Origin of the sequence: Serratia nematodiphila DZ0503SBS1, from assembly GCF_000738675.1 — a bacterium.
Classification (GTDB): Bacteria; Pseudomonadota; Gammaproteobacteria; order Enterobacterales; family Enterobacteriaceae; genus Serratia; species Serratia nematodiphila.
In genome coordinates this window covers 3,291,003-3,312,901 of record NZ_JPUX01000001.1, presented here as the reverse complement: position 1 = coordinate 3,312,901, position 21,899 = coordinate 3,291,003, and the positions used below count along the sequence as shown (strand labels likewise).

Annotated in this window: 24 protein-coding genes; 14 read left to right on the top strand and 10 right to left on the bottom strand. The window is 58.1% G+C overall.

Annotated elements, in window-relative coordinates:
- Positions 1-183 precede the first annotated feature (183 nt).
- Positions 184-498: a BON domain-containing protein gene (locus tag JL05_RS15335; RefSeq protein WP_004932073.1), complete on the top strand. Its 315-nt coding sequence runs from the start codon at positions 184-186 to the stop codon at positions 496-498.
- A gap of 44 nt (positions 499-542) precedes the next feature.
- On the opposite strand, the gene ompW is transcribed toward JL05_RS15335, so the two are convergent.
- A complete protein-coding gene (ompW, locus tag JL05_RS15330; RefSeq protein ID WP_016927514.1) occupies positions 543-1,175 on the bottom strand; it encodes an outer membrane protein OmpW in 633 nt (210 codons plus the stop codon).
- Between the two features lie 286 nt (positions 1,176-1,461).
- Between ompW and JL05_RS15325 the strand changes: the two genes are divergently transcribed.
- Both JL05_RS15325 and JL05_RS15320 read left to right on the top strand, forming a co-directional pair.
- Positions 1,462-1,902, top strand: coding sequence for a YkgJ family cysteine cluster protein (locus JL05_RS15325; protein WP_033632893.1), 441 nt, complete (start codon positions 1,462-1,464; stop codon positions 1,900-1,902).
- Positions 1,903-1,936: 34 nt separating this feature from the next.
- The gene (locus tag JL05_RS15320) at positions 1,937-2,689 is read left to right on the top strand and encodes a YciC family protein (RefSeq protein WP_004932079.1); all 753 of its coding nucleotides are present in this window, start codon (positions 1,937-1,939) and stop codon (positions 2,687-2,689) included.
- Between the two features lie 52 nt (positions 2,690-2,741).
- Here the strand turns inward: JL05_RS15320 and JL05_RS15315 are convergent, their stop codons facing one another.
- Positions 2,742-4,445, bottom strand: a complete 1,704-nt coding sequence (locus JL05_RS15315; protein WP_033632891.1) for a SulP family inorganic anion transporter — start codon at positions 4,443-4,445, stop codon at positions 2,742-2,744.
- Between the two features lie 221 nt (positions 4,446-4,666).
- On the opposite strand from JL05_RS15315, the gene JL05_RS15310 reads away from it, so the two are divergent.
- Both JL05_RS15310 and yciA read left to right on the top strand, forming a co-directional pair.
- A complete protein-coding gene (locus JL05_RS15310) occupies positions 4,667-5,206 on the top strand; it encodes a septation protein A (protein ID WP_004932082.1) in 540 nt (179 codons plus the stop codon).
- A 76-nt stretch (positions 5,207-5,282) separates the two neighbouring features.
- On the top strand, positions 5,283-5,711 hold the full coding sequence (yciA, locus tag JL05_RS15305; protein ID WP_004932085.1) for an acyl-CoA thioester hydrolase YciA: 429 nt from the start codon (positions 5,283-5,285) through the stop codon (positions 5,709-5,711).
- Between the two features lie 67 nt (positions 5,712-5,778).
- Here yciA and tonB read toward each other — a convergent pair whose 3' ends face one another.
- Complete coding sequence (tonB, locus tag JL05_RS15300) at positions 5,779-6,522, bottom strand: TonB system transport protein TonB (RefSeq protein WP_033632889.1); 744 nt, start codon at positions 6,520-6,522, stop codon at positions 5,779-5,781.
- A gap of 236 nt (positions 6,523-6,758) precedes the next feature.
- Positions 6,759-7,412, bottom strand: a complete 654-nt coding sequence (locus JL05_RS15295) for an epoxyqueuosine reductase QueH (protein WP_015378073.1) — start codon at positions 7,410-7,412, stop codon at positions 6,759-6,761.
- A 175-nt stretch (positions 7,413-7,587) separates the two neighbouring features.
- On the opposite strand from JL05_RS15295, the gene JL05_RS15290 reads away from it, so the two are divergent.
- On the top strand, positions 7,588-7,884 hold the full coding sequence (locus JL05_RS15290) for a YciI family protein (protein ID WP_004932096.1): 297 nt from the start codon (positions 7,588-7,590) through the stop codon (positions 7,882-7,884).
- Positions 7,885-7,993: 109 nt separating this feature from the next.
- On the opposite strand, the gene JL05_RS15285 is transcribed toward JL05_RS15290, so the two are convergent.
- A complete protein-coding gene (locus JL05_RS15285) occupies positions 7,994-8,839 on the bottom strand; it encodes a LysR substrate-binding domain-containing protein (RefSeq protein ID WP_033632887.1) in 846 nt (281 codons plus the stop codon).
- Positions 8,840-8,930: 91 nt separating this feature from the next.
- On the opposite strand from JL05_RS15285, the gene JL05_RS15280 reads away from it, so the two are divergent.
- Positions 8,931-9,875 (top strand): DMT family transporter, encoded by a 945-nt coding sequence (locus JL05_RS15280; protein ID WP_033632885.1) that lies wholly within the window; start codon positions 8,931-8,933, stop codon positions 9,873-9,875.
- Positions 9,876-9,899: 24 nt separating this feature from the next.
- Here JL05_RS15280 and JL05_RS15275 read toward each other — a convergent pair whose 3' ends face one another.
- Together JL05_RS15275 and JL05_RS15270 are read right to left on the bottom strand one after the other, a co-directional pair.
- Entirely contained in the window at positions 9,900-10,901 is a 1,002-nt protein-coding gene (locus JL05_RS15275; RefSeq protein WP_015378079.1) for a LacI family DNA-binding transcriptional regulator, read from the bottom strand.
- 71 nt (positions 10,902-10,972) lie between these two features.
- Positions 10,973-11,527 (bottom strand): D-lyxose/D-mannose family sugar isomerase, encoded by a 555-nt coding sequence (locus tag JL05_RS15270; RefSeq protein ID WP_033632882.1) that lies wholly within the window; start codon positions 11,525-11,527, stop codon positions 10,973-10,975.
- Positions 11,528-11,755: 228 nt separating this feature from the next.
- Here JL05_RS15270 and JL05_RS15265 point away from each other — a divergent pair, with 228 nt between their 5' ends.
- The 5 genes from JL05_RS15265 (at position 11,756) to JL05_RS15245 (ending at position 17,909) form a co-directional block, all read left to right on the top strand.
- Positions 11,756-12,790, top strand: coding sequence for an NAD(P)-dependent alcohol dehydrogenase (locus JL05_RS15265; protein ID WP_033632881.1), 1,035 nt, complete (start codon positions 11,756-11,758; stop codon positions 12,788-12,790).
- Between the two features lie 4 nt (positions 12,791-12,794).
- Complete coding sequence (gene xylB, locus JL05_RS15260) at positions 12,795-14,312, top strand: xylulokinase (protein ID WP_033632880.1); 1,518 nt, start codon at positions 12,795-12,797, stop codon at positions 14,310-14,312.
- Positions 14,309-15,814 (top strand): sugar ABC transporter ATP-binding protein, encoded by a 1,506-nt coding sequence (locus tag JL05_RS15255; RefSeq protein WP_004932117.1) that lies wholly within the window; start codon positions 14,309-14,311, stop codon positions 15,812-15,814. Before xylB ends, JL05_RS15255 begins: the two co-directional genes overlap by 4 nt.
- Before the next feature lie 76 nt (positions 15,815-15,890).
- Positions 15,891-16,868, top strand: a complete 978-nt coding sequence (locus JL05_RS15250) for an ABC transporter permease (protein WP_016927501.1) — start codon at positions 15,891-15,893, stop codon at positions 16,866-16,868.
- A gap of 33 nt (positions 16,869-16,901) precedes the next feature.
- Entirely contained in the window at positions 16,902-17,909 is a 1,008-nt protein-coding gene (locus JL05_RS15245) for a substrate-binding domain-containing protein (RefSeq protein ID WP_033632879.1), read from the top strand.
- A gap of 143 nt (positions 17,910-18,052) precedes the next feature.
- Here the strand turns inward: JL05_RS15245 and JL05_RS15240 are convergent, their stop codons facing one another.
- On the bottom strand, positions 18,053-18,616 hold the full coding sequence (locus tag JL05_RS15240; RefSeq protein WP_033632878.1) for a TetR/AcrR family transcriptional regulator: 564 nt from the start codon (positions 18,614-18,616) through the stop codon (positions 18,053-18,055).
- A 127-nt stretch (positions 18,617-18,743) separates the two neighbouring features.
- Between JL05_RS15240 and smfY the strand changes: the two genes are divergently transcribed.
- Both smfY and JL05_RS15230 read left to right on the top strand, forming a co-directional pair.
- The gene (gene smfY / locus JL05_RS15235) at positions 18,744-20,216 is read left to right on the top strand and encodes a multidrug efflux MFS transporter SmfY (protein ID WP_033632877.1); all 1,473 of its coding nucleotides are present in this window, start codon (positions 18,744-18,746) and stop codon (positions 20,214-20,216) included.
- Positions 20,217-20,416: 200 nt separating this feature from the next.
- Complete coding sequence (locus tag JL05_RS15230) at positions 20,417-20,908, top strand: Dps family protein (RefSeq protein ID WP_004932132.1); 492 nt, start codon at positions 20,417-20,419, stop codon at positions 20,906-20,908.
- Positions 20,909-20,986: 78 nt separating this feature from the next.
- Here the strand turns inward: JL05_RS15230 and tnpA are convergent, their stop codons facing one another.
- Together tnpA and JL05_RS15220 are read right to left on the bottom strand one after the other, a co-directional pair.
- On the bottom strand, positions 20,987-21,424 hold the full coding sequence (tnpA, locus tag JL05_RS15225) for an IS200/IS605 family transposase (RefSeq protein WP_033633558.1): 438 nt from the start codon (positions 21,422-21,424) through the stop codon (positions 20,987-20,989).
- A 152-nt stretch (positions 21,425-21,576) separates the two neighbouring features.
- Positions 21,577-21,753, bottom strand: coding sequence for a YciY family protein (locus JL05_RS15220; RefSeq protein WP_025159792.1), 177 nt, complete (start codon positions 21,751-21,753; stop codon positions 21,577-21,579).
- Positions 21,754-21,899: the final 146 nt, after the last annotated feature.

Below are 21,899 nucleotides of genomic sequence, written 5' to 3'. Positions count from 1 at the left end.
TTAACAGCTTGTTTCCCCTCAAAGTTTGTTCCATTTATTTACAGCAAAAATTTGAACAAACGCAGGTCTTGTCTCACAATGAACTTTGTTCGCTATGCATTTCTTCGTTTGATTTGGGGAATGCGCTCGCTGCGGCGAAAAACCGTACGAGTTTCAACCATAACATTGCATGGAGAGTAATTTATGAAGCTTTTTAAAACCCTTTCGGCCTTGTGCATGGCAGCCGTTGTGGCGGTCGCGGTGAGCGCTTGCGCGCCGACGGCGAAATCTGAGGGAACGGGCGGTTATATCGATGACACGGTGATCACCACCAAAGTGAAATCGGCACTGCTGGCGGATAAAAACATCAAGTCACGTGAGATCAGCGTGGAAACCTTTAAAGGGCGCGTTCAGCTGAGCGGTTTCGTGACGTCCAGCGATGACGCCAATCGTGCGGTGCAGGTCACTCGCGGCGTTGCCGGCGTGAAATCCGTTGAAAACGTGATGCAACTTAAATAATACCGACACAGGGAGGCGCAACGCCTCCCTGTTTGTGGCCTTCATCAGAAGCGGTAACCCGCCCCGAACATGAACACCCACGGATCCAGACGCGTATCGAAGCTGTGGTGCCCACCGTTCGCATCGTTGAAGCGAGTTTTGGTTTCGATGTTCATCCACCACACCGACATGTTCAGCATCCAGTGCTCATCCAGGTTGTAATCCAGGCCGGCCTGCGCCGCCACGCCCCAGGAATCTTTCAGATCGAGGTCGCTCAACCCGGCGCTTTTGCCGTAGTCGTTGAACTTCTCGTCAAAGAAAGTGGTGTAGTTAACGCCGACGCCCAGGTAAGGACGCAGCTTATCCTGCTTGTCGCCGAAATAGTATTGCGCCATCAGCGTAGGCGGCAGTTGATGAACGGTCGCCAAATCAGTGCCGCCCAGCGTAACCTTGTGGCGGAATGGCGTTGCGGCCAACAACTCAACGCCGATGTTGTCCGTCACCATGTAACCGAAGGTCAGACCGAGCTGGGTGTTGTTTTTCGCATCCAGCGAACCCAACCCCAGCACGTTGTCCGAACCTGCATTTGGACGCACCGTCGCGGTGCCCGCGCGGAACAGGAAATCACCGGCCTGATGCGCACTTGCCAACATAGGCGCCATCATCGTCGCCAATACCATCAGAGTTGTCTTTTTCATTATCCATTCCATTTGTGTGGTTAATCGCTCGAGGGGGAATATACCTACTTTCGGGTATTTGTGATCCCATCGAGATCACATCTTATGTGTAAAAATTTAAAATCCTACTAAAAACAAGGTTACCTAACCGTCTAATAAATCAAGGATTGATCTGCATCAAAAAATCGATTTTGTTGCAAATTATCTACATGTTCAAATTTCTGTTGCGGAGAAAAATGCGGCTGAGGTAATTTCATTTTCCGTGTTGGTTTTGGTTGGTGCCGTGAGGAGTCGGTGGGCAATCAAGATGAGCGAAATCCTTAATCCCTGTGTCAGCTGCGGCGCATGCTGCGGTTATTTTCGAGTGTCATTCTATTGGGCCGAAGCCGAAGACGGCGGCGGCACCGTTCCCCTTTCCTTAACAGAGCCTTTGACCCCGTTCCTGCGCTGCATGCAGGGGACCAACAGCAAGTCCCCCCGCTGCAGCGCGCTGGACGGTGAAATAGGTAAAGCCGTTTCCTGCTCGATCTACCTTAATCGGCCCAGCCCGTGCAGGGAGTTCGATCAGTCCGGTGAAAACGGCCTGCGCAACGAAGCCTGCGATCGCGCCCGGGAACGCTACGGCCTGCCGCCGTTGCCGGTGCCCTTGCCGCTTTCGCTGCCTGAGACGACGATCGCTGAAGAAATAGGCGTAGTGCAATTCGCGGGGTGCCACAGCGGCGTGGAACAGGGTACAATCACCCACTGATTTATCTCTGTTTTCCCGACGCCAAGGAGTCTGCATGCCTATCACGGCCAACGCTTTGTACCGTGACAGTTTTAACTTTTTACGCAACCAACTGGCCAGCATCCTGATGCTGGCGCTGTTGACGGCGTTTATCTCCGTGCTGCTGAATCAGGCCTTCAGCCCTGATGCCGAACAGTTGGCGACGCTCGCTGCCACCACCAGCGATTTCGCCTCGTCTACCGGCATGGGCATTCAGGAAGTGATCCAGCAGATGACGCCGGAACAGCAGATGGTGTTGCTGAAAGTGTCGGCGGCCGCCACCTTCTCTGCGCTGGTCGGCAACGTGCTGCTGGTCGGCGGGATGCTGACGCTGATCCGTCTGGTGTCGCAAGGGCAACGCACCAGCGCCCTGCGCGCGCTCGGTGCCTCGGCGCCCGACTTGCCGCGCCTGCTGCTGCTGCTGTTTATCTGCACCCTGCTGATCCAGCTCGGCCTGACGCTGTTTGTGGTGCCGGGCGTGCTGATGGCTATCGCCTTCGCGCTGGCGCCGGTGATCGCCTCCGTCGATAAAAAAGGCGTGTTCGCTTCGCTCAAGCTGAGCAGCAAATTGGCTTTCGCCAATGCGCGCGTGATTGTGCCGGCGATGATGCTGTGGCTGGCGGCCAAGCTGCTGGTGCTGTTCCTGGTGAGCCATCTGTCGGTGCTGACGCCGAACGTCGCCAGCGTGGTGCTGACCGCGTTGAGCAATCTGGTCTCCGCCCTGCTGTTGATCTACCTGTTCCGGCTGTATATGCTGCTGCGCGGCTAACGCCGGCGTAAGCAAAAACCAAGGGGCACGCTTCGGCGCGCCCCTTTTTTGTTTACCCCACCACGGCGGCTTCCGCCTGCTCCTTACTCTGAATCAGCTTCAGCGCCAGGTACAGATCCGGCACCAGAATCAACTCTTTATCGCGTCCTAAGCGGTTGATGCGGAACCAACGCGTCAGTTCGGTGCGACGCCCCGCCAGCACCAGCCTTACGTTACGCTGTAACAGATCGCGTTTCAGTTCATCGATAGCCGCCAGCACGCTGATATCGGCATGGGTAAAACTGGCCACCGCATCCACCACCACCCAACGCGGCTGGAACGGCGTGCCGTCGACCAAATTGAGGATACGGCGTTTGAAATACGCCACGTTGAAATAGGTCAGCGGCGAATTGAAGCGATACATCATGACGCCAGGTACCGCCTTCACCCCATTGTTATTGCCCATGGAATGGATCATACCTTCATCATTGACGCCCAGCAGTTGTTCCGTCGGCCGGAAGACGGTGCGCAGAAACTGCATCAGCCCCAGCAACACCGCCAGCCCGATGCCGCTGATCACGCCCACCAACAGCACGCTGAGGAAGGTAAACAGCGCCAGGCGGAACGCCTGCGCGTTGCGACGGCGCAAGATCCAGATGCCGCGGATGTCCAGCAGCGACCAGGCCGCATACATCAGCACCACACCCAATCCCGCCACAGGAATAAACTGCAACGGCGCCATCAGGAACAGCAAGACAAAGGCGATGACAGCGGCGGCGATGATCGACACCAACTGGCTCTTGCCGCCGTTGGCGTCATTCACCGCGGTGCGAGAATCTGCGCCGCTGATGGCGAAACCTTGCGACAGCGCAGAGACGATATTCACCAGTCCCAGCGCGCGAAACTCAGCATCGGCGTTCACCTCATAACCGTTTTTGGCGGCGAAGCTGCGGGCGGTGAGCATCATGCTGACAAAACTCACGACCGCCAGGTTAAGCGCCGGGATCACCATATCGCGCAGCAAACCGGGCTGGAAGTCCGGCCACTGGACGATCGGCAGCACGCCGCTGAAACCGCCCACCGTCACCACGCCATGCTGCTGCAGGCCGCCCGCCCAGGTCACGAACGCCGCCAGCACGATAGCGAACAGCGGCGCCGGCCAATTAGGCCGCCATTTTTTAAATCCAAGCAGCGTCACCAGCGTCAGCGACGACACCGCCATCGTCAGCCAGTCGCTGTGCAGCAGGTTACCGGGCAGCGCGTAGATGCGCTCGATCAACTGTGCCGGGCGCATCGTAAACCCCAACACCTTGCCGATCTGATCGACGATAATGGTGATCGCCACCCCGTTCAGCAGCCCGCTGAGGATCGGCCGCGACAGCAGATCCGCCAGCGCCCCCAGCTTGAACCGGCTGGCCAGCAGGCACCAACCGCCCATCATGGCGGTCATCATAATGGTCAATTGCCAATGGCGTTCCATATTGCCCGCCGCCAGCGGCGTCACCACCGCGGCGATCACCGCACAGGTGGCGGCATCGGGCCCGACGATCAGCTGGCGTGACGAGCCGAACAGCGCATAGGCCACCATCGGCAAGACGCAGGAATAGAGCCCCACCACCGGGCTGACCCCGGCCAACTCTGCGTAGGCGATAGCCACCGGCAAGGCCACGGCGGCGACGGAAAGACCGGCGCGAATATCCGGCTTGAGCCAGCTGCGTTGATAGCCCAATAAATGCGTCAAACCAGGCGTCAGGGCCTGGAGAGGTTTCCACTGCATGCTGTTTTCCGCGGTAAATTATCTGGTTATTATGACGCTTACTATGCGGCCTGCGGCCCGCGCTGGCAATGCACCCGCGCTTTCTTGCGTAAGTTTATGCAAATTCCTGCTTTCGCGGCAGAAATCCGCCGGCCAAACGCCGATAATCGGCAACGCCCGGCGGTACACAGAGCTCGCCGAATCCGGTATAGTCGGCCGATGAACAGATGATGGATTGATTTATGAAGCAGTTTCTTGATTTCCTCCCGCTAATTGTCTTTTTCGCTTTTTACAAGCTGTACGACATTTACGTCGCTTCCGGCGCGTTGATTGTCGCCACCGCGCTGGCGCTGGTGTTCACCTGGGTGAAATACCGCAAGGTCGAGAAGATGACGCTGATCACCTTCCTGATGGTGCTGGTGTTCGGCACCCTGACGCTGGTGTTCCACAACGATTTGTTCATCAAATGGAAGGTCACGGTGATTTACGCGCTGTTCGCGCTGGCGCTGCTGATCAGCCAATGGGTGCTCAAAAAACCGCTGGTTCAGCGCATGCTGGGTAAAGAGCTGACGCTGCCGGACAAAGTGTGGAGCAACCTCAACCTGGCCTGGGCGGTGTTCTTCCTGGCCTGCGGCCTGGCGAATATCTATGTCGCCTTCTGGCTGCCGCAAAGCGTCTGGGTCAATTTCAAAGTCTTTGGCCTGACGGTGCTGACATTGGTCTTCACCCTCCTCAGCGGTATCTATATTTACCGGCACATGCCGGAAGAACAGAAAAAATAGTTACAAAATTGTTAATGCCTGCGGCGCTTGCCGCGGGCAGTATGATGTTATTCCCTCCTTTTAAAAGCAGACTGCTATGACACAACAACGACCTTTACCCAGCGGCGAGCTGGTGCTGCGCACGCTGGCGATGCCGGCCGATACCAATGCCAACGGTGATATCTTCGGCGGCTGGCTGATGTCGCAAATGGACATCGGCGGCGCCATCCAGGCAAAAGAGATCGCCGAAGGGCGCGTAGTGACGGTACGCGTAGACGGCATGACCTTCCTGAAACCGGTGGCGGTAGGCGACGTGGTTTGCTGCTATGCGCACTGCATCCGCACCGGACGCAGCTCGATCACCATCAATATCGAAGTGTGGGTCAAAAAAGTCTCTTCCGCCCCGATCGGCCAGCGCTACCGGGCGACCGAAGCGGTGTTCACCTATGTGGCGGTCGATGCGGAAGGCAACTCGCGCGCGCTGCCTGAGGGCAAAATGAATTTCCGCGTCGGCTTCGAAGAATAAACTGACGCTACACTGCAAATGCAAAAAGGGTCGCCGAGGCGACCCTTTCTTTTTGGTATGACCAAACTCAGTTCAATTCGGTCGTGCCGTTCAACTTGAAGCGGATAGTGACGGTGCGATCTTTCGCTTCTTTGGCTTCATAGCGCCATTTGCGCATCGCCTGCTTCACTTCACGCTCAAACATGTTGCGCGGTTCGGCCGACAAGATACGCACGTTGCTGACGCGCCCGTCGCTGTCGATATCAAACTGCACCCGCACGCTGCCTTCGATCTGTAAAGCCTGGGCCCGCGGCGGATAGAGCGGATTGGCGCGGCTGATCGGCCTTGGGCCGAGCTCGCGCGAGTTGCCCTGCACCGGCGCGGCAGGCGCCTGTTTCACCGGCGCTTTGTCGATCGGCTTGGCCGGCGAGTCGTTGTTGAACGGCGACGGTTCGCGCGGCTCGACTTTTTTCGGCTCCGGTTTCACCTGTTTTTCGACCTTCGGCTTCGGCTTGGGTTTCGGTTTCGGCTTGACCGGCTCCGGCTTCACAATCGCCTTCGGCGGCGGCTCCACAATAGGTTCCGGTTCTGGCTCCGGCTCAGGTTCGACCTGCGGCGGCTCCGGTTCGGCCGGTGCCGGCGGTGGCGGTTCGGCCATCGCGGCGGTATTGACCATCATGACGCTGATCGGCGCGTCCTCTGGCTTCGGCAGCTCCACCACTTCTTTTACCGAAGCGTAAAGCAATCCCGCCACCAGGGCGCTGTGCAGGCCTACGGATAAGACGAAAGGCACGGATATACGGCGATTAAGGAACATCTTTTTTAGCGGCATAATGATTCTGTTTCCTCTGGTTCGCCAAGTTTAAATGCAAATAGCAATCATATTCAATAACGAAAGGCAAACTATCGCTTTAATCGTCAGTATGCGCGGCGAAAACCAGCAAACTCATAAGGATATTAACCTGGCCGTTGCTTTTTTACCGCCGGGGGGACACGCTTCATTAACGTTTGGCCAGGCGTCAAAAAGTAAAAAACCCGCCGGAGCGGGTTAATTTCGGTGAGTCAGCGTTATTCTTCATCGCCATAGTAAAGCACGCCCAGCTTGATCAGCGGCCGCCCTTGCGCCTTACGGTGCAGGTTGGTGTCGCGCAGCGAATAGACGCAGCCGCAGTATTCCTGCTGATAGAAGCGTTCGCGCTTGCTGATCTCTATCATGCGCGACGAACCGCCCTTCTTGCGCCAGTTGTAATCCCAGTAGACCAGATCGGGATACTTTTCCGCCGCGCGGATGCCGCAGTCGGTGATCTGCTGCATGTTCTTCCAGCGCGAGATGCCCAGCGAGCTGGAGATAGTGTCGTAACCATGCTCATGCGCATACAGCGCCGTGCGCTCGAAACGCATATCAAAACACATGGTGCAACGAATGCCGCGCTCCGGCTCATTCTCCATCCCCTTGGCGCGGGCGAACCAGTTGTCGGTGTCGTAATCGGCATCGATAATCGGCACCCCGTGCTGCTCAGCGAAACGAATGTTCTCTTCTTTACGCAGCAGATACTCTTTTTGCGGGTGAATGTTGGGGTTATAGAAGAAAATGGCATACTCGATCCCGGAGGCCTGAATCGCTTCCATCACCTCGCCGGAACAGGGCGCGCAGCACGAATGCAGCAGCAGTTTGTTTTTGCCCGCCGGCAAATCGAGTTTTTCCCTTACCAGTTCCGTCATGTCCTCACCTCAATGGCATATCAGTTTAAGCGCGCCGCACTATACGAATAAAAAGTAGCGGCTTCAAGGCATAAGCGCCAATCCGCCGGGAAATTCGCCCTATGCCGTTCCCCTGCCGCGCCTTTTGCGCTACCTTGGTAGCACCGTTTTATAGCCATGATTTTAAAGGTGAAACATGCTTTATCTGATCTACGCGCAAGACGTTCCCAATTCGCTGGAAAACCGTCTGGCGGTGCGCCCGGCGCACCTGGCGCGCCTGCAGGCGCTGCGCGACGCCGGCCGTCTGGTGGTCGCCGGCCCTAACCCGGCCATCGACAGCAACGATCCCGGCGCCGCCGGCTTTACCGGTTCGACGGTGATCGCCGAATTCGCCTCGCTGGCGGAAGCCCAGGCCTGGGCACAGCAGGATCCCTATATCGCCGCCGGCGTCTACGCCGACGTGACGGTGAAACCGTTCAAACAGGTGTTCTGATATCCAGACCGCCCAATACCGGGAACGCCCCGCGATACAGCGTTCCCGGCGCCAGCCACCTCTCTCCGCCACCTTCGTGCTCGATTCGTCTTGCCGATATTCATGTTCCCTACCGTAAATACTCACCGATGACGCTTTCCAGCACCGCCACCGCCGGTTGGCTGGCGGCCGCGGCAGAACGGAGCAGTTGCACTTCATGTGGTGCGACCGACGGCAATTCGTCGAGTATCCGCATCGCCGCCGAAACCCGTGCGCGGTCGAGCAGCGTGACGGCCAATCCTGCCTCGACGGCAGCCGCCACCACACTGGCCGAAGGGCTGCTCACAACCACTCGCCAATGCCTTCCCGCCCTGGTCAATGCATCGATCATAGCCTCACGATAAGGGCAATCGGCGGCATGCAACGCCAGCGGCAGTGGCCGGTTAGCCTGCAGCGCCAGCGAACGGCCTCCGGCCCACACCGGCGCAGTCACCGCGAGCGGTGTCTGGCACGGTTTCCCCGCGGGTTGAACCACCAGCGCGAGATGCAGCCGATTACGGCCAACTTGTTCCGCCAGCGCCTGACTGGCAGCGGTAGAGACCTCCAGTTCCACTGCGGGAAAACTGTCGGCAAACCGCGGCAAAATATGGCCTATCACATGGGAAGCGTACTCATCAGGCAACCCCAATTTGATATGGCCGCTTAGCGGCGCGCCCTGCAGTTCCCGCAGAATATCGTCATGGGCGCTCAGCAGCCCAAGCGTCGAGGCCAGCAGCTTGTTGCCCAGCGGCGTCAACGCCACGGACTGATTGTCACGCTCCAGCAAGCGGCCGCCCGCCACCTGTTCCAGGCGCCGGATATGCACGCTCACGGCGGCGGGGCTGCGATTGACAAATGCCGCCGCCGCGCGAAATTGCCCCAAACGCGCAATAGCGTGAAAAGTGCGCAAGAGATCGATATCCAATGTCGGCCGCATGATTTAACCCCATTAAACAACTGAACGAAAATTATTCGATTTATTAAATTATAGCCACTCACTACCATCGGGCGGAAAGGAGGTGACCATCATGTCCCTGCCACCATTTCGCCCCTCTTCCCACAGCGGCAAAGCCGCCCTCTGGCTGGCTGCGGCCGAGGTCCTGCTGATCGTGGCCTGGAGCTCCGGCTTCGTCGGCATCCGCTTCGCCGCCGATTACGCGCCGGTGTTGCTGGTGGCGTTCTGGCGCTGCGTGGTGGTCGCGTTCGCGTTGCTGCCGCTTAGTGTGCGTGCCATCAGGCGCGCATCTCCGCTGACGATAGCTGTTCACGCCGGGATTGGGTTGCTCGCCATGACCGGTTACCTGACCGGCGTCAGCAAAGGCATCGAATATGGCGTGCCGGCCGGGTTGGCCGCGCTCATCGCCGATTTGCTCCCGCTCGGCACCACGCTGCTGAGCATGCTGTTGCAACGCCGCTTGCCCGATGGCCGCGTTTGGTCCGGGTTAGCCTTGGGGGTTAGCGGGGTAACGCTGGCGACCGGCAGCGCCATCTCATGGGGAGACGCCCCATTGTGGAGTTACCTGTTGCCGCTGGCGGGGATGTTGGCGCTGGCGCTGGCAACGCTGTGGCAGGAACGGCTGCCGCAGACGCAAGCAATGAGTTTGCCAGCCTCGCTGGGGATACAAAGCGCGGTTTCCGCGCTGGCTTTCGCCGCCATGGCCGGCGCGGAAGGCCCGCTGCTGCCAACGGTAACGACGGGGTTTGTGATCGGCGTGCTTTGGACCGCGCTACTGGCGACGCTGGCCGGCTACGGTCTGTACTGGTTTTGTCTAAGGCACACTTCTGCGCTGCGCGTGACGAGCCTGCTGTTTCTCAGCCCCTTCGTCACCTTCTGCTGGGCAGGGTTAATGTTCAATGAACCCCTTTCCTGGCCCATGCTGCTAGGCGCGGCGGTGGCAGGAAGCGGTTTATGGCTGCTAATCCGTCCCGCCGGGCGGGATGAGCCCAAAACAGCGCAACGCGCTGAAAAATGACGGATAAGGCGAAAGGCGGCGCCGTTATGCGACGAGTTTTCCCCGCACCACCACCTTGCCCGGCTTGATCTCGGGGTCGGCAATACGACGGATCGCCAGATTCAACGCTTGCCAGGCGATCTCTTGCAAGTCGTGTGACACGCACGGGAAATGAAAACCGTAGATCTCGGCATGTGAAACCTCATCGATGCTGAACAGCGACACCTCCTGCATCAACGGCAGCCGGTGTTCGATGCAGGCTTTGATAATGCCCAGGGAAATCTGGTTATTGCAGCCAACGAAAAAGTCCGGGGCGCGGTGATTGGCCAGCCAACGGCTCGTCTCTTGCCAGGCGACATCCATAAAGAAATCGGCATACAGCACTTCAAACGACGCCACTTTCCCTTGCAGCGCCGCCTGCAGCCCTGTGACCCTGTCCCGTGCAACGTTGGAGTTCTCCGGCCCGGACACCACCACCACCCGCTGCGCTTTCTGTTCCAGAAGCCAGCGCCCCGCCTGAAGACCGCAGTCCAGGTTATCGATATACACCCCGCTGCAGTGGCGATTGTCCAGCTCACGGTCGATCAATACCACCGGGATATTCAATGTTTCCAACCGCTTTAGATAGGAAGGCTGGTACAGATGATCGTTGGAAATGACCGAGAGAATGATCGCATCGACGTTGTAGCCAATCAGTTTGTCGATGATTCTGTCTTCGCTTTCCTGAGACTCATAGGAATCGAACACCAGGGTGTCATATCCCATTTTTTGCGCTTCAAGCGTCATCAACCGCGTCAGGCCGCCAAAGAATGGGTTGGCCATATCAGGGTTGACGATGCCGATGGTTCTGCTGCTTTTCGCCCGCAGGTTGCGCGCCGCAGCATTGACCACATAACCGAGTTCGGCAGCGGTCTCCCGAATGCGGCGCAGCGTTTCCGGATGAACCTTGTCCGGCTGTGAAAATGCCCGCGACGCGGTGATTTTACTGACGTTTGCCTGTGCGGCCACGCTAGCCAGCGTCGCTTTCCGTCCTCGCCCCACCGCCAAATGCAGCTCCTTAGCTTAAAGTTATCATTTTGTACCATTAACAACATCATGACAGAACTTTCATCGTGGCGCTAATGGTTTACGCCTGCCAGCCGGTTAATCCGGGGATCGGTAAAGATATCCAGCTCGTCACGGCTCTCGGAAGAGAACTCGGACACCACCGCCCCCCGCTTTCCAGCCTGAAACCAGTGCCGGGTATTGGGCACGATGGTGTATTGTTCGCCAGGCCGCAAGAGGATATAGCGATTGCAGGTATACCACTGCTCCGCGCCTTCCGGCACCCGGCATACCGGTTCACCGCCGGCGTCATTAAGCATCAGGTTTTCATCGTCGACAAACAGAAACACCTCGCCCCAACGGCAGCGAAACGTCTCTTGCTTGCCGGGCGTGCCGGCAAAAGGAGGATGCAAATGCTCTGGGCAAGTCTGCTCAGGAAACAGCACCAACTCTTTCGCACAATACCGAGGTGAGTTGACATAGGTCAGCAGCTGCAGCCCTGAGACAGGATAGTCGGCCAAGCCAAATGTCGCAATTTCAATACGTTGCTGCTCTTCTTCGGTCAGAACGATGTCCGCCTCGCGCAAATATTCCAGCGTAGCGGCTATGGCACGTTGTTGTTTGTTCATCATTTCCCCTGCAAAGTGACGGTATCGATATCAGAATGCTGATATTAAAACCGTCATTACATCGCCGATTTTGTGATCTTCATCCCCATATTGAATAACAACCCACCAGCAAAATTAACTCCCATCGAGTAATTCCAACATCGATCACAGTTTAACCACCCGCTTTGGCCCACTATCGCCGCATTGAAATGATATCGTTACCATAAAAATGATTCACCAGGAGGCAATATGAAAGCATTAGTGTTGGCCAAGGCGGGGGAAATCGCTATCGAGGACGTCCAGCTCGCCGAAACGCTGGGGCCCGATGATGTGCAGATAAAAATTCATTCCGTGGGCATCTGCGGCAGTGATGTGCACTATTACCAACATGGCCGCATTGGCCCGTTCGTGGTTAACGCCCCGATGGTGCTCGGCCATGAAGCTTCTGGCGTGGTGCTCGCGACAGGTAAAAACGTCACTCACCTCAGTATCGGCGATCGCGTTTGCATGGAACCCGGCATTCCGGATCTCAACTCGGCGCAGACGCGCGCCGGCCTTTACAACCTTGATCCGGCCGTGCGCTTCTGGGCGACGCCGCCGGTGCACGGCTGCCTGCGCGAAACCGTTATCCACCCCGCCGCCTTCACGTTCAAATTGCCGGACAACGTCAGTTTCGCCGAAGGCGCCATGGTGGAACCCTTAGCCATCGGCATGCAAGCAGCCACCAAAGCCGGGATCAAACCCGGCGATATCGCGCTGGTGATCGGCGCCGGGCCGATCGGCGTGGTCACCGCTCTCGCGGCGCTGGCGGGCGGCTGCTCGGACGTCATTATTTGCGACCTGTTTGACGAAAAACTCGCCGTTGCGGCCAGTTATGAGGGGCTGCACGCCGTCAATATCAAAACCGGCGACCTGGCGGGGAAAGTGGCCGCGCTCACCAGCGGCAATGGCGCCGATGTCGTGTTTGAATGCAGCGGCGCAAAACCGGCCATCGCTACGCTGGCCGAACATGCGGCGCCAGGAGCGACCGCCGTGCTGGTCGGCATGCCGATCGATGCCGCGCCGATGGATATCGTCGCCGCGCAGGCCAAGGAAATCACCTTCAAGACCATTTTCCGCTACGCCAACATGTACCCGCGCACGCTGCGGCTGTTGAGCAGCGGCAAATTGCGCGTCCAGCCGTTGATAAGCCAAACCTACAAGTTCTCCGACAGCGTGGCCGCCTTCGAGCGCGCGGCGGCGGGACATGCCTCAGACATCAAAATCATGCTGGAAATGGAGTGATCCTATGGCGCTCTATGCTGGCATAGACTGCGGTACGCAAGGCACGAAAGTCGTGATTGTCGACAGCACACAGGGCGTGATCCTCGGTGAGGGCAACGCCCCTCACCGTCTCATCAGCCAAGCCAATGGCCGGCGCGAACAGGAGACCGACTGGTGGATCGAGGCGCTGGTCATCGCTTTTCGCCAAGCCGTGACTAACGCCGGTATTGATGCCGGGGAAATTCATGCTCTGGGGGTTTCGGGCCAACAACATGGGTTTGTACCGCTGGACGCAGACGGCAACGTGCTGCACAGCGTCAAGCTGTGGTGCGATACCGAAACCGCAGAGGAAAACGAACGGCTCCTGCAGCAGCTCGGCGGTGCCAACGGCTCGCTGGAAACACTCGGCCTGCGGATCGCCACCGGTTATACCGCGTCAAAAATCCTTTGGTTCAAGACACACCATCCTGCGTTGTGGGCAAAACTGCACACCGTATTGTTGCCTCATGATTATTTGAACTTCTGGCTGACCGGAGAGCGCGTAGCGGAATATGGCGACGCTTCCGGCACCGGGTTGTTCGATGTGCGCACCCGTAGCTGGAGCAAAGCCGCCGTCGATCTCATCGACGACAGCGGCCGTCTGTGGCAAGCCCTGCCACCGCTCAAAAACGCGGAGTGCTGCATCGGCACGGTGCGCCCCGCCGCGGCGGAAAAACTCGGCCTCGGCCCAACGGTGCGTGTATCGACCGGCGGCGGCGACAACATGATGGCGGCCATCGGTTCCGGCAACATCGAGGCCGGCACCCTCACCCTGAGCCTGGGCACCTCCGGCACGCTATTCGCCTGGTCTGCCTCCCCCGTCGCGGCGGAATCAGACATGATTGCCGGCTTCTGCTCCAGCACCAACGGGTGGCTGCCATTGATTTGCACCATGAATGTCACCTCGGCCACCACCGCGGTACAAACGCTGCTGGACGAAGACCTTGCCGGCTTTAACGGTTTATTGGCGCAGGCCTCACCCGGCGCAGGCGGTGTCGAGATGCTGCCGTTCTTCAATGGCGAACGCGTTCCGCCGCTGCCTCACGCGCGCGCCAGTCTGCATAACCTCGATAGCGACAATTTTACCCGCGCCAATCTCTGCCTGGCGGTGGTCGAAAGCGCCACCTATGGCCTGCGCTATGGCATCGAACTGTTTCGCCGTCAGGGCATTGAAGCGCGCGAGATCCGCCTCACCGGCGGCGGCGCTCGCAGCGCCGCCTGGCGACAAATCGTCGCGGACGTGATGGGGTGCCCGGTGGTCTGTCTGAAAGCCAAAGAGACCGCTGCGCTGGGCGGCGCCATTCAGGCGATGTGGGCGACGACGTTAGCCGACGATCCGCTGCGGAATGCCGGCGCGTTGCTGTCCGAACTGTGCCAACGTTTCGTTGCGCTGGATGAGGCCACACGCGCATGGCCACATGCCGGCAGACGAGCGCAATACGAGACGCTTTATCAACGGTACCTGCAACGCTTGCAGCAGACCTACCCGGAGGTGCAACTGTGACGCGAGATCCCCATACGCAAGCGCCCGCCTACCTGCTGGAGGTCAGCGGCGTCAGAAAAGCCTTTGGCCCGGTCGTGGCGCTCAAGAATGCGGAGTTTTGCCTGCGGCGTGGTTCCATCCATGCCCTGTGCGGCGGCAACGGCGCGGGTAAATCCACCTTTCTCAGCATTCTGATGGGCTTTATTCAACCCGATGGCGGCGACATTTTTATCAATGGCCAACGCTGTGAATTTCATCATCCCCGGGAAGCCCTCAACGCCGGCATCGCCATCGTGCAGCAGGAACTGAGCGCGATCCCGGATCTGACGGTGGCCGAAAACATTTGGCTGGGCCGTGAGCCGAGACGCCTGGGGTTCGTCGATTTCGCCACGCTCAATCAACGCACCACCAGCCTGCTCAAGGAACTCGATTTCAAGATCGACGCCCGAGAGAAAATGCGCAACCTGAGCGTCGCCGAGCAGCAGCTGGTCGAGATCGCCAAAGCGCTGTCGCATGCCAATGCCGACATCATCATCATGGATGAACCCACCTCGGCGATTGGCGAGGAGGATGCGCAAAAAATCTTTCAGACGCTTCAGCAATTGGCGGCGAAAGGTAAAGGCATTATTTACGTCTCTCACCGTTTGTCAGAGATATTTCAAATTGCGGACAGCTACACCATTTTCCGCGACGGCGCCTATATCCATGAAGGCTATATCGCCGACATTACCCGTGAGCAGTTGATCGAACACATTATCGGCGGCGAGTACGACAGCGAGTTCGCCAAATTCAATCAGCCCGGCGAAGAGGTCTTGCTGGAGGTCAACGGCCTATGTTGGCGCAGCAAGATAAAGGATATCAGCCTGCAGCTTAAGCACGGTGAAATCCTGGGCATCTACGGGCTGGTGGGATCGGGCCGCAGCGAATTTCTCGATCTTATTTTCGGCATTCAGCATGCCGACAGCGGCACGATCCGTTTGGGCGACAAGACGCTGAACCGCCATTCCCCGCGAGAGGCCATCGACAGCGGCATTGCCTACGTGACGGAAGATCGCAAGGAAACCGGCCTGGTGCTGTGCCGTTCCGTCAGTGAAAACATCAATATCGCCTCTTTTGCCGGCATCAGCCGAATGGGGTTCGTCAGCGAGAAACGGGAGCAAGCGCGAACCCGCGACATGATCCAGCGCTTCAACGTTAAAACCCACGACGGCGAACAGCCCGTGGGCAACCTGAGCGGCGGCAACCAGCAAAAAGTGGTGCTGGGCCGCTGGGCGCTGCTGGATCCGGAGGTGTTGTTGCTCGACGAGCCGACGCGCGGCATCGACGTCGGCGCCAAGAAAGAGATCTATCGATTTATGTCGGAGTTCGCCTTGCAAAACAAGGGGATCATCATGGTTTCCTCCGAGCTTTCGGAAATTATCGGCATGAGCGATCGCATATTGGTGTTTCGTGACGGGCAGTTGGCCGGTGAGCTTTCGGCAGCCGATGCGACCCAGGCAGCACTGATGAAACTTGCGGTTTAACAGAGAGAGAAAAAAAATGAGCAGCGCCCACTCCTTATCACCAGGAATTTCATTTTTCACCCGCAATAAGCGCCGTATGCACAAATACGGCATTATCATCGCCTTCTTCGCGCTGTGCCTGATCGTGGCGCTGATTGGCGAATATCAGGTCGCCCAGGGGGCCTGGAGCAGCAATTATTTTCTCAGCAATGAAAACACCCTGATCGTCCTGCGCCAGGTCTCGATCAACGGCATTCTGGCGATCGGCATGACCTTCGTCATCATTACGGCCGGCGTCGATCTCTCCGTGGGCTCGGTGCTGGCGCTAAGCGGGATCGTCGCCGCCCGCTTCGCCACCAACAACAGCGGATTGGCTATCGGCGACACCGCGACCGCCGTCATGGCGCCGCTGATCGTGGCGCTGGGCATCGGGATCGTCTGCGGCCTGGTGAACGGCACCGTGTTGGCTCGCTACCGGCTGCAACCCTTTATCGTCACCATGGGCATGCTCTCTGCGGCGCGCGGTTTAACCATGTTGACCACCAACGGCAATCCGGTTTCGCAATTGAACAGCGATTTCCGCTGGTTGGGCAATGGTTATGTCGGCGGCGTTCCGGTGCCGGTCATCATCTTCATCGTGCTGTTCGCCCTCGCCTGGCTGGTGCTGAATAAAACCCTCTTCGGGCGCTACATCTACGCCGTCGGCGGCAACCCAAAAAGCGCGCGCACCTCGGGGATTAACGTCACGCGCATCAAAATACTGGTGTATACGCTGTGCGGCGCGCTGGCCGGCATCGCCGGCCTGATCCTCACCGCACGCACCGGTTCGGCGCAGACCAACGCCGGCGCAGGGTATGAGCTGGACGCCATCGCAGCGGTGGTGATCGGTGGCACCAGCATGGCCGGCGGCGTCGGTACGCTGGTCGGCACCTTCTTCGGCGTGCTGATTATCGGGGTGATGAATAACGGCCTCGATCTGCTCGGCGTGCAATCGTACTACCAACAAATTATCAAAGGCGCATTGATCGTTCTTGCCGTATTGCTCGACCCATCGCGTAAGCAACAGCGCGATTAATAACATCAGACCCAACTCTACCAGGAGAAAACCATGAATAAGACCAAGATAGCGTTGTTTGCCTCTGCCATGATGCTCGGTAGCCTGTCGGCAGTTCAGGCCGCCCCGGTAAAAATCGCGGTATTGATGTACGGCAACAAAGCCGAGTTCGTGCAATTGATGGAAAGGTTCGGCAAGGAGCACCCGGCGGTGAAAAGCGGCGAAGCCGTGCTGACCTTCTATGATGGGCGTTATGATGCCTCGGTGCAAAACGATCAGGCCGCCACCGCTATCCAGACGCGCGCCGATGCCATTATCGTCAACCCGATGGATTTTGAGGCCAATATCGATATCGTCACTAATGCCAACGAAGCCAAAATTCCGGTGGTGGTCACCAACGCGCGCCTGAACACGGACGCGATGACGTCTGAAGTAGTGTCTAATGACGAGTTGGGGGGATACCTGGAAGCCAAAGCCGTCCTGGACAAACTCGACTGCAAGAACCGAAAGGTGAACGTGGTGATTATCGAAGGCCCGAAAGGCGGCAGCGGCGAGATCCAGCGCGGCAAGGGCAATGATAAAGCGATTGCCGAGTGCGGCGTCGGCCAGGTCACCGTACTTGAACGTAAAACGGCCAACTGGTCACGCGCGGAAGCGCAGCCGCTGATGGAAAACTGGCTGCAGAAACACCGGGGCAAAATCAACGGCGTGATTGGCCAAAACGACGAGATGGCGCTGGGCGCTATCGAGGCGATCAAAGGCGCCGGCCTGAATGTGAAGGACTTCGCGATTGCCGGCGTTGACGGCGTTTCCGACGCGATTCATGCGGTGCAGGCCGGTGAAATGGTCTCTATTCTGCAAGATGCCAAAGGCCAGATGCAGGGTTCCATCGACGTCGCGCTGCGCGCCGTGAAAGGGGAAAGCTATCAACCGCAGTCGGAGATCTGGAAACAATACGCCAAGGATCTGAAATGGGAAGGCGGCACGCAGAAGCATTACTACATTCCGTGGACCGTCGTTACCGCAGAGAACGCCCAGTCGCTGTTGGACGCCCGTAAATAATTTCCCCCGCCCCCTGCCTTCAGGGGGCCCCGCTGGGACGCTTGCCTGCAAACAAAAAAAAAGCCAGCACGGAGTGGCTGGCTAAAAAGTTCTTCGAGGGAATATCTTGTGCGATAAACATACGCCTTTCACTGCGGGCTTTACTAGCTATCAGTGCGATAGGCACCCTCAGTTAAAATCAACGCCTGCATATCGGTGAACATCGTTTCCCATTCCGCCTGATCGATATCCATCAAACCAAAGTAACGCAGCATAAAGGCGCCTTCGGTGGCGAGAAACGCCAGGCGCGCGCGCTTGCCTTCCTCCGTCGTCAAATCCAAACCGGCGATGCGGCTGCGATACCATTCGCGCGTGCTCACCAGATGCTCCGGCGTTTGAATCAGCGTCGCCATCAGCCCGGCGGCCTTGGCGCTGGCGGTCTGATCCGAGCTTTGCGTCGCCAGCATATGCGCCCGCACGCCGGTCTGCGGTGAAGGATCGTCACCGGCGATAGCGGCGAACAGCGTCTCGTAGGCACTGCCCCAGCGATCGAACATGGCGTCAATCAGGGCGTCTTTGCTGCCGAAACAGTACTGCACCCCGCCCTTGGAGATTCCCATCGCTTTGGCGACGGCGTCGATGGTCAAACCGGCGGCCCCCTGAGTGGCGACGATCTCTTCGGCGGTGTCCAAAACCTTGTCGCGATCGATGCTGCGTTGACGTCCCATTAAGAAACCCTTCTTTTCAATACGAACGTATGGATATATATTATCACCAGTATATCACCCGGCATCGCCGGAGGGTTACCCGAATGGCGGCGCCTTCGCGCCGCCCACTTTAACTGGATTATGACTTATGTACGCCAAGAACCGCTGGTTGATCCTGACGATGGTCGCCAGCGCCCTGTTCCTGATCGTCATCGATATGACGGTGTTATATACCGCTCTGCCGCGTTTAACCCAGGCGCTGGACGCCAGCGCCTCGCAAAAACTCTGGATCGTCAACGCCTACCCGTTGGTGGTGGCCGGTCTGTTGCCTGGCGCCGGCATGCTGAGCGATCGCATCGGCCATAAACGGCTGTTTCTCGCCGGGCTGCCGGTGTTCGCCGTCGCGTCGCTGTGCGCCGCTTTCTCGCCTACCGCCGAGTGGCTGATCGCCGCGCGGGTATTCCTCGCCGTTGGCGCGGCAATGATGATGCCCGCCACGCTGTCCATCGTACGCCACGTCTTTACCGACGAACGCGAACGCGCGCTGGCGATCGGCATCTGGGCGTCGGTGGCCTCCGGCGGCGCGGCCATCGGCCCGGTGGTCGGCGGCCTGCTGTTGGAGTATTTCTGGTGGGGCTCGGTGTTCCTGATCAATGTGCCGGTGGTGTTGCTGGTCTGGCCGTTGGCATGGAAACTGATCCCGCGCTGCGGCGGCGATAACCCGCGCCCCGCCGACATCGTTGGCTCGATACAGATCATGATAGGCCTGGTCGGCGCTATCTATGCGCTGAAAGAATTGAGCAAGCCGGCGCCTGACGTCAGCGCCTTGCTCACGGCGGCTGCGATCGGCGTGTTGTTCCTGGTGCTGTTCGTGCGTCGTCAGCAACGCAGCGCCCACCCGATGATCGATTTCTCTCTGTTCCGCAACCGGCTGTTCGCCGGCGGCATCGGCGTGGCATTGCTGTCGATGGTGGCGCTGATCGGCGTCGAGCTGGTGCTCAGCCAACGCTTGCAACTGGTGCTCGGCCTCAGTCCGCTGCAGGCGGCGCTGTTCATCTTGCCGATCCCGCTGGCCTCGGCGCTGGCGGGGCCGATGGCCGGTTTACTGTTGCCGCGCTACGGCGAACGCAGCATCATCCTCGGCGGTTTCGCCCTGACCACCTTCGGCATTGCCGCCCTCGCCCTGCTGTCTCAGAGCGGCATAGCGCCGCAGCTGGTGAGCCTGGCGTTGGTGGGCTTTGGCCTCGGCGGCGTGATCACCGCCGCTTCCACCGCCATCATGCTGAACGCACCGGAGGAGAAATCCGGCATGGCGGCGTCCATCGAAGACGTCTCCTACGAGCTGGGCGGCGTGCTGGGCGTGACATTGCTCGGCGGGCTGATGACGGCGGTTTACAGCCACACTCTGGCGCTGCCGGCGGAGCTGCCGGTCAGCGATTTAGCCTACGACAGCATCGACGAAGCGTTGCGCCTGGCGGCCGGAATGGCGGCCGATCGCGCGCAGCAGTTGACGCAGCTGGCGCGTCTGGCCTTTGATCGCGCCTTTATTTCGGTACTGATCGCCGCCGCGCTGTTAATGGCGCTGGGCGCAGGTGTGGTAAAACTGGCGCTGCGCAAGTAACCGAGAAAAGCGGCTTTTTTCGCCTGCGGAACCTGCGTAAACTGATTCGGCAATTTGCTCGACGGATTTATCGTCATCGGTTTGAGCGATGGCAATAATGCCTGTTATCGTATTTAACCCTGCGATAAATCCGGTTACTGTAACAGCTATGGAAATTGATTCTGTCTACTATCGGAACAAATAATCAGGAGAAGATTATTATGGCAACGGCAAAGAAAGCAGCGAAAACCCATATCGGCCTTGACAGTAAACAATCGGCAAAACTCGCCGAAGCGCTCAATGCGCTGTTGGCGAATTATCAGGTGCTGTATATGAACGTGCGCGGCTATCATTGGAACATTACCGGCCCGCAGTTCTTTGAACTGCACGCGAAATTCGAAGAGACATATAACGATCTGCTGACCAAGGTAGATGAGCTGGCGGAACGTATTCTGACGTTGGGCTCGCAGCCGCGTCACGCTTTCAGCGATTATCTGAAAACCGCCGACATCAAGGAACACACCAACGTGACCGATGATAAGGGCACGCTGCGCGGCCTGTTGGAAGGGTATTCAATCTTGCTGCAACAGCAGCGTGAGCTGCTGACGGTGGCGGCAGACGCCGGCGACGAAGGCACCGCGTCGTTGATGAGCGATTACATCAAAGAGCAGGAAAAACAGGTCTGGATGCTCAACGCCTATTTGGGCAAATAACTCAGACGCCATAGTAAAAGACCACCTCCTGAGGAGGTGGCTTTACACGACGCCCCCTAAAAGGGGGCCATTTTCGAGTTAATCCTGCAACAGCTCCATCTGCTGTTCGATCTCTTGGTCCTTCTTATCCTGATACTTCACGTATCGCCTGATAATTTCTTCGTTTACCCCTACCGTATCGACAAAGTATCCCCTTGCCCAAAAATGATTGCCCCACAACTTCTTTCGTATATGTGGGAAACGATTGTAAAGCCGGATTGCACTGCGTCCTTTCAGGACGCCCATCAACGTCGAAATCGATAGCTTCGGGGGGACTATCACGACCAGATGCACATGATCTGGCTGAATATTTAGCTCAAGAACTTCACAGTCCTTCATGTTGCAGAGGATATAAATTGTTCGGTAGAGCTCTTTGCCCACCTTGTCGCGGAGGATTTTAAATCGATACTTTGGCGTCCAAACCAGGTGGTATTTGCAACGCCAGAACACATGTGATGAACTCCTGTATAAACCCATGTTGGTGATTTCCTTCTTACTTGTGGTGAGTAAGCTGGAATATTCCGGCATGGGTTTCCTTCAGGCTAGAGCCTCACAGGTTCAATCACCACCTCCTTAGGAGGTGGTTTAAGGCTTACAACAAAACAGTCCCTTAAGGGACTGTTTTCGTTTTACCACTCGCAGGATACCGCAAACAGCAGCGCGCGCCGATGCTGATCGTCCAGGCGGCGCCGCACCCGGATAATATGGCGATTGCTGCACGACTGGCGTTCCAACCAGCGATGCCGCCGACGTTGGCTCTGCCGCAACATGCGCCAGCGGCCCACTTCATTTCTACTGCGTCTCATAATTCCGTCACTCGTTCGTCTAATGCCAACCGCGGGCATTATAGCCCTTTCCGCCCGCGATCCAAGCCGCCGTTATCGGCGGCACAGCGGACGCCACGCGGGCAAAAGCCGCCCTTTCAATTTCGGCAAGTGCCTTAACTTCATCA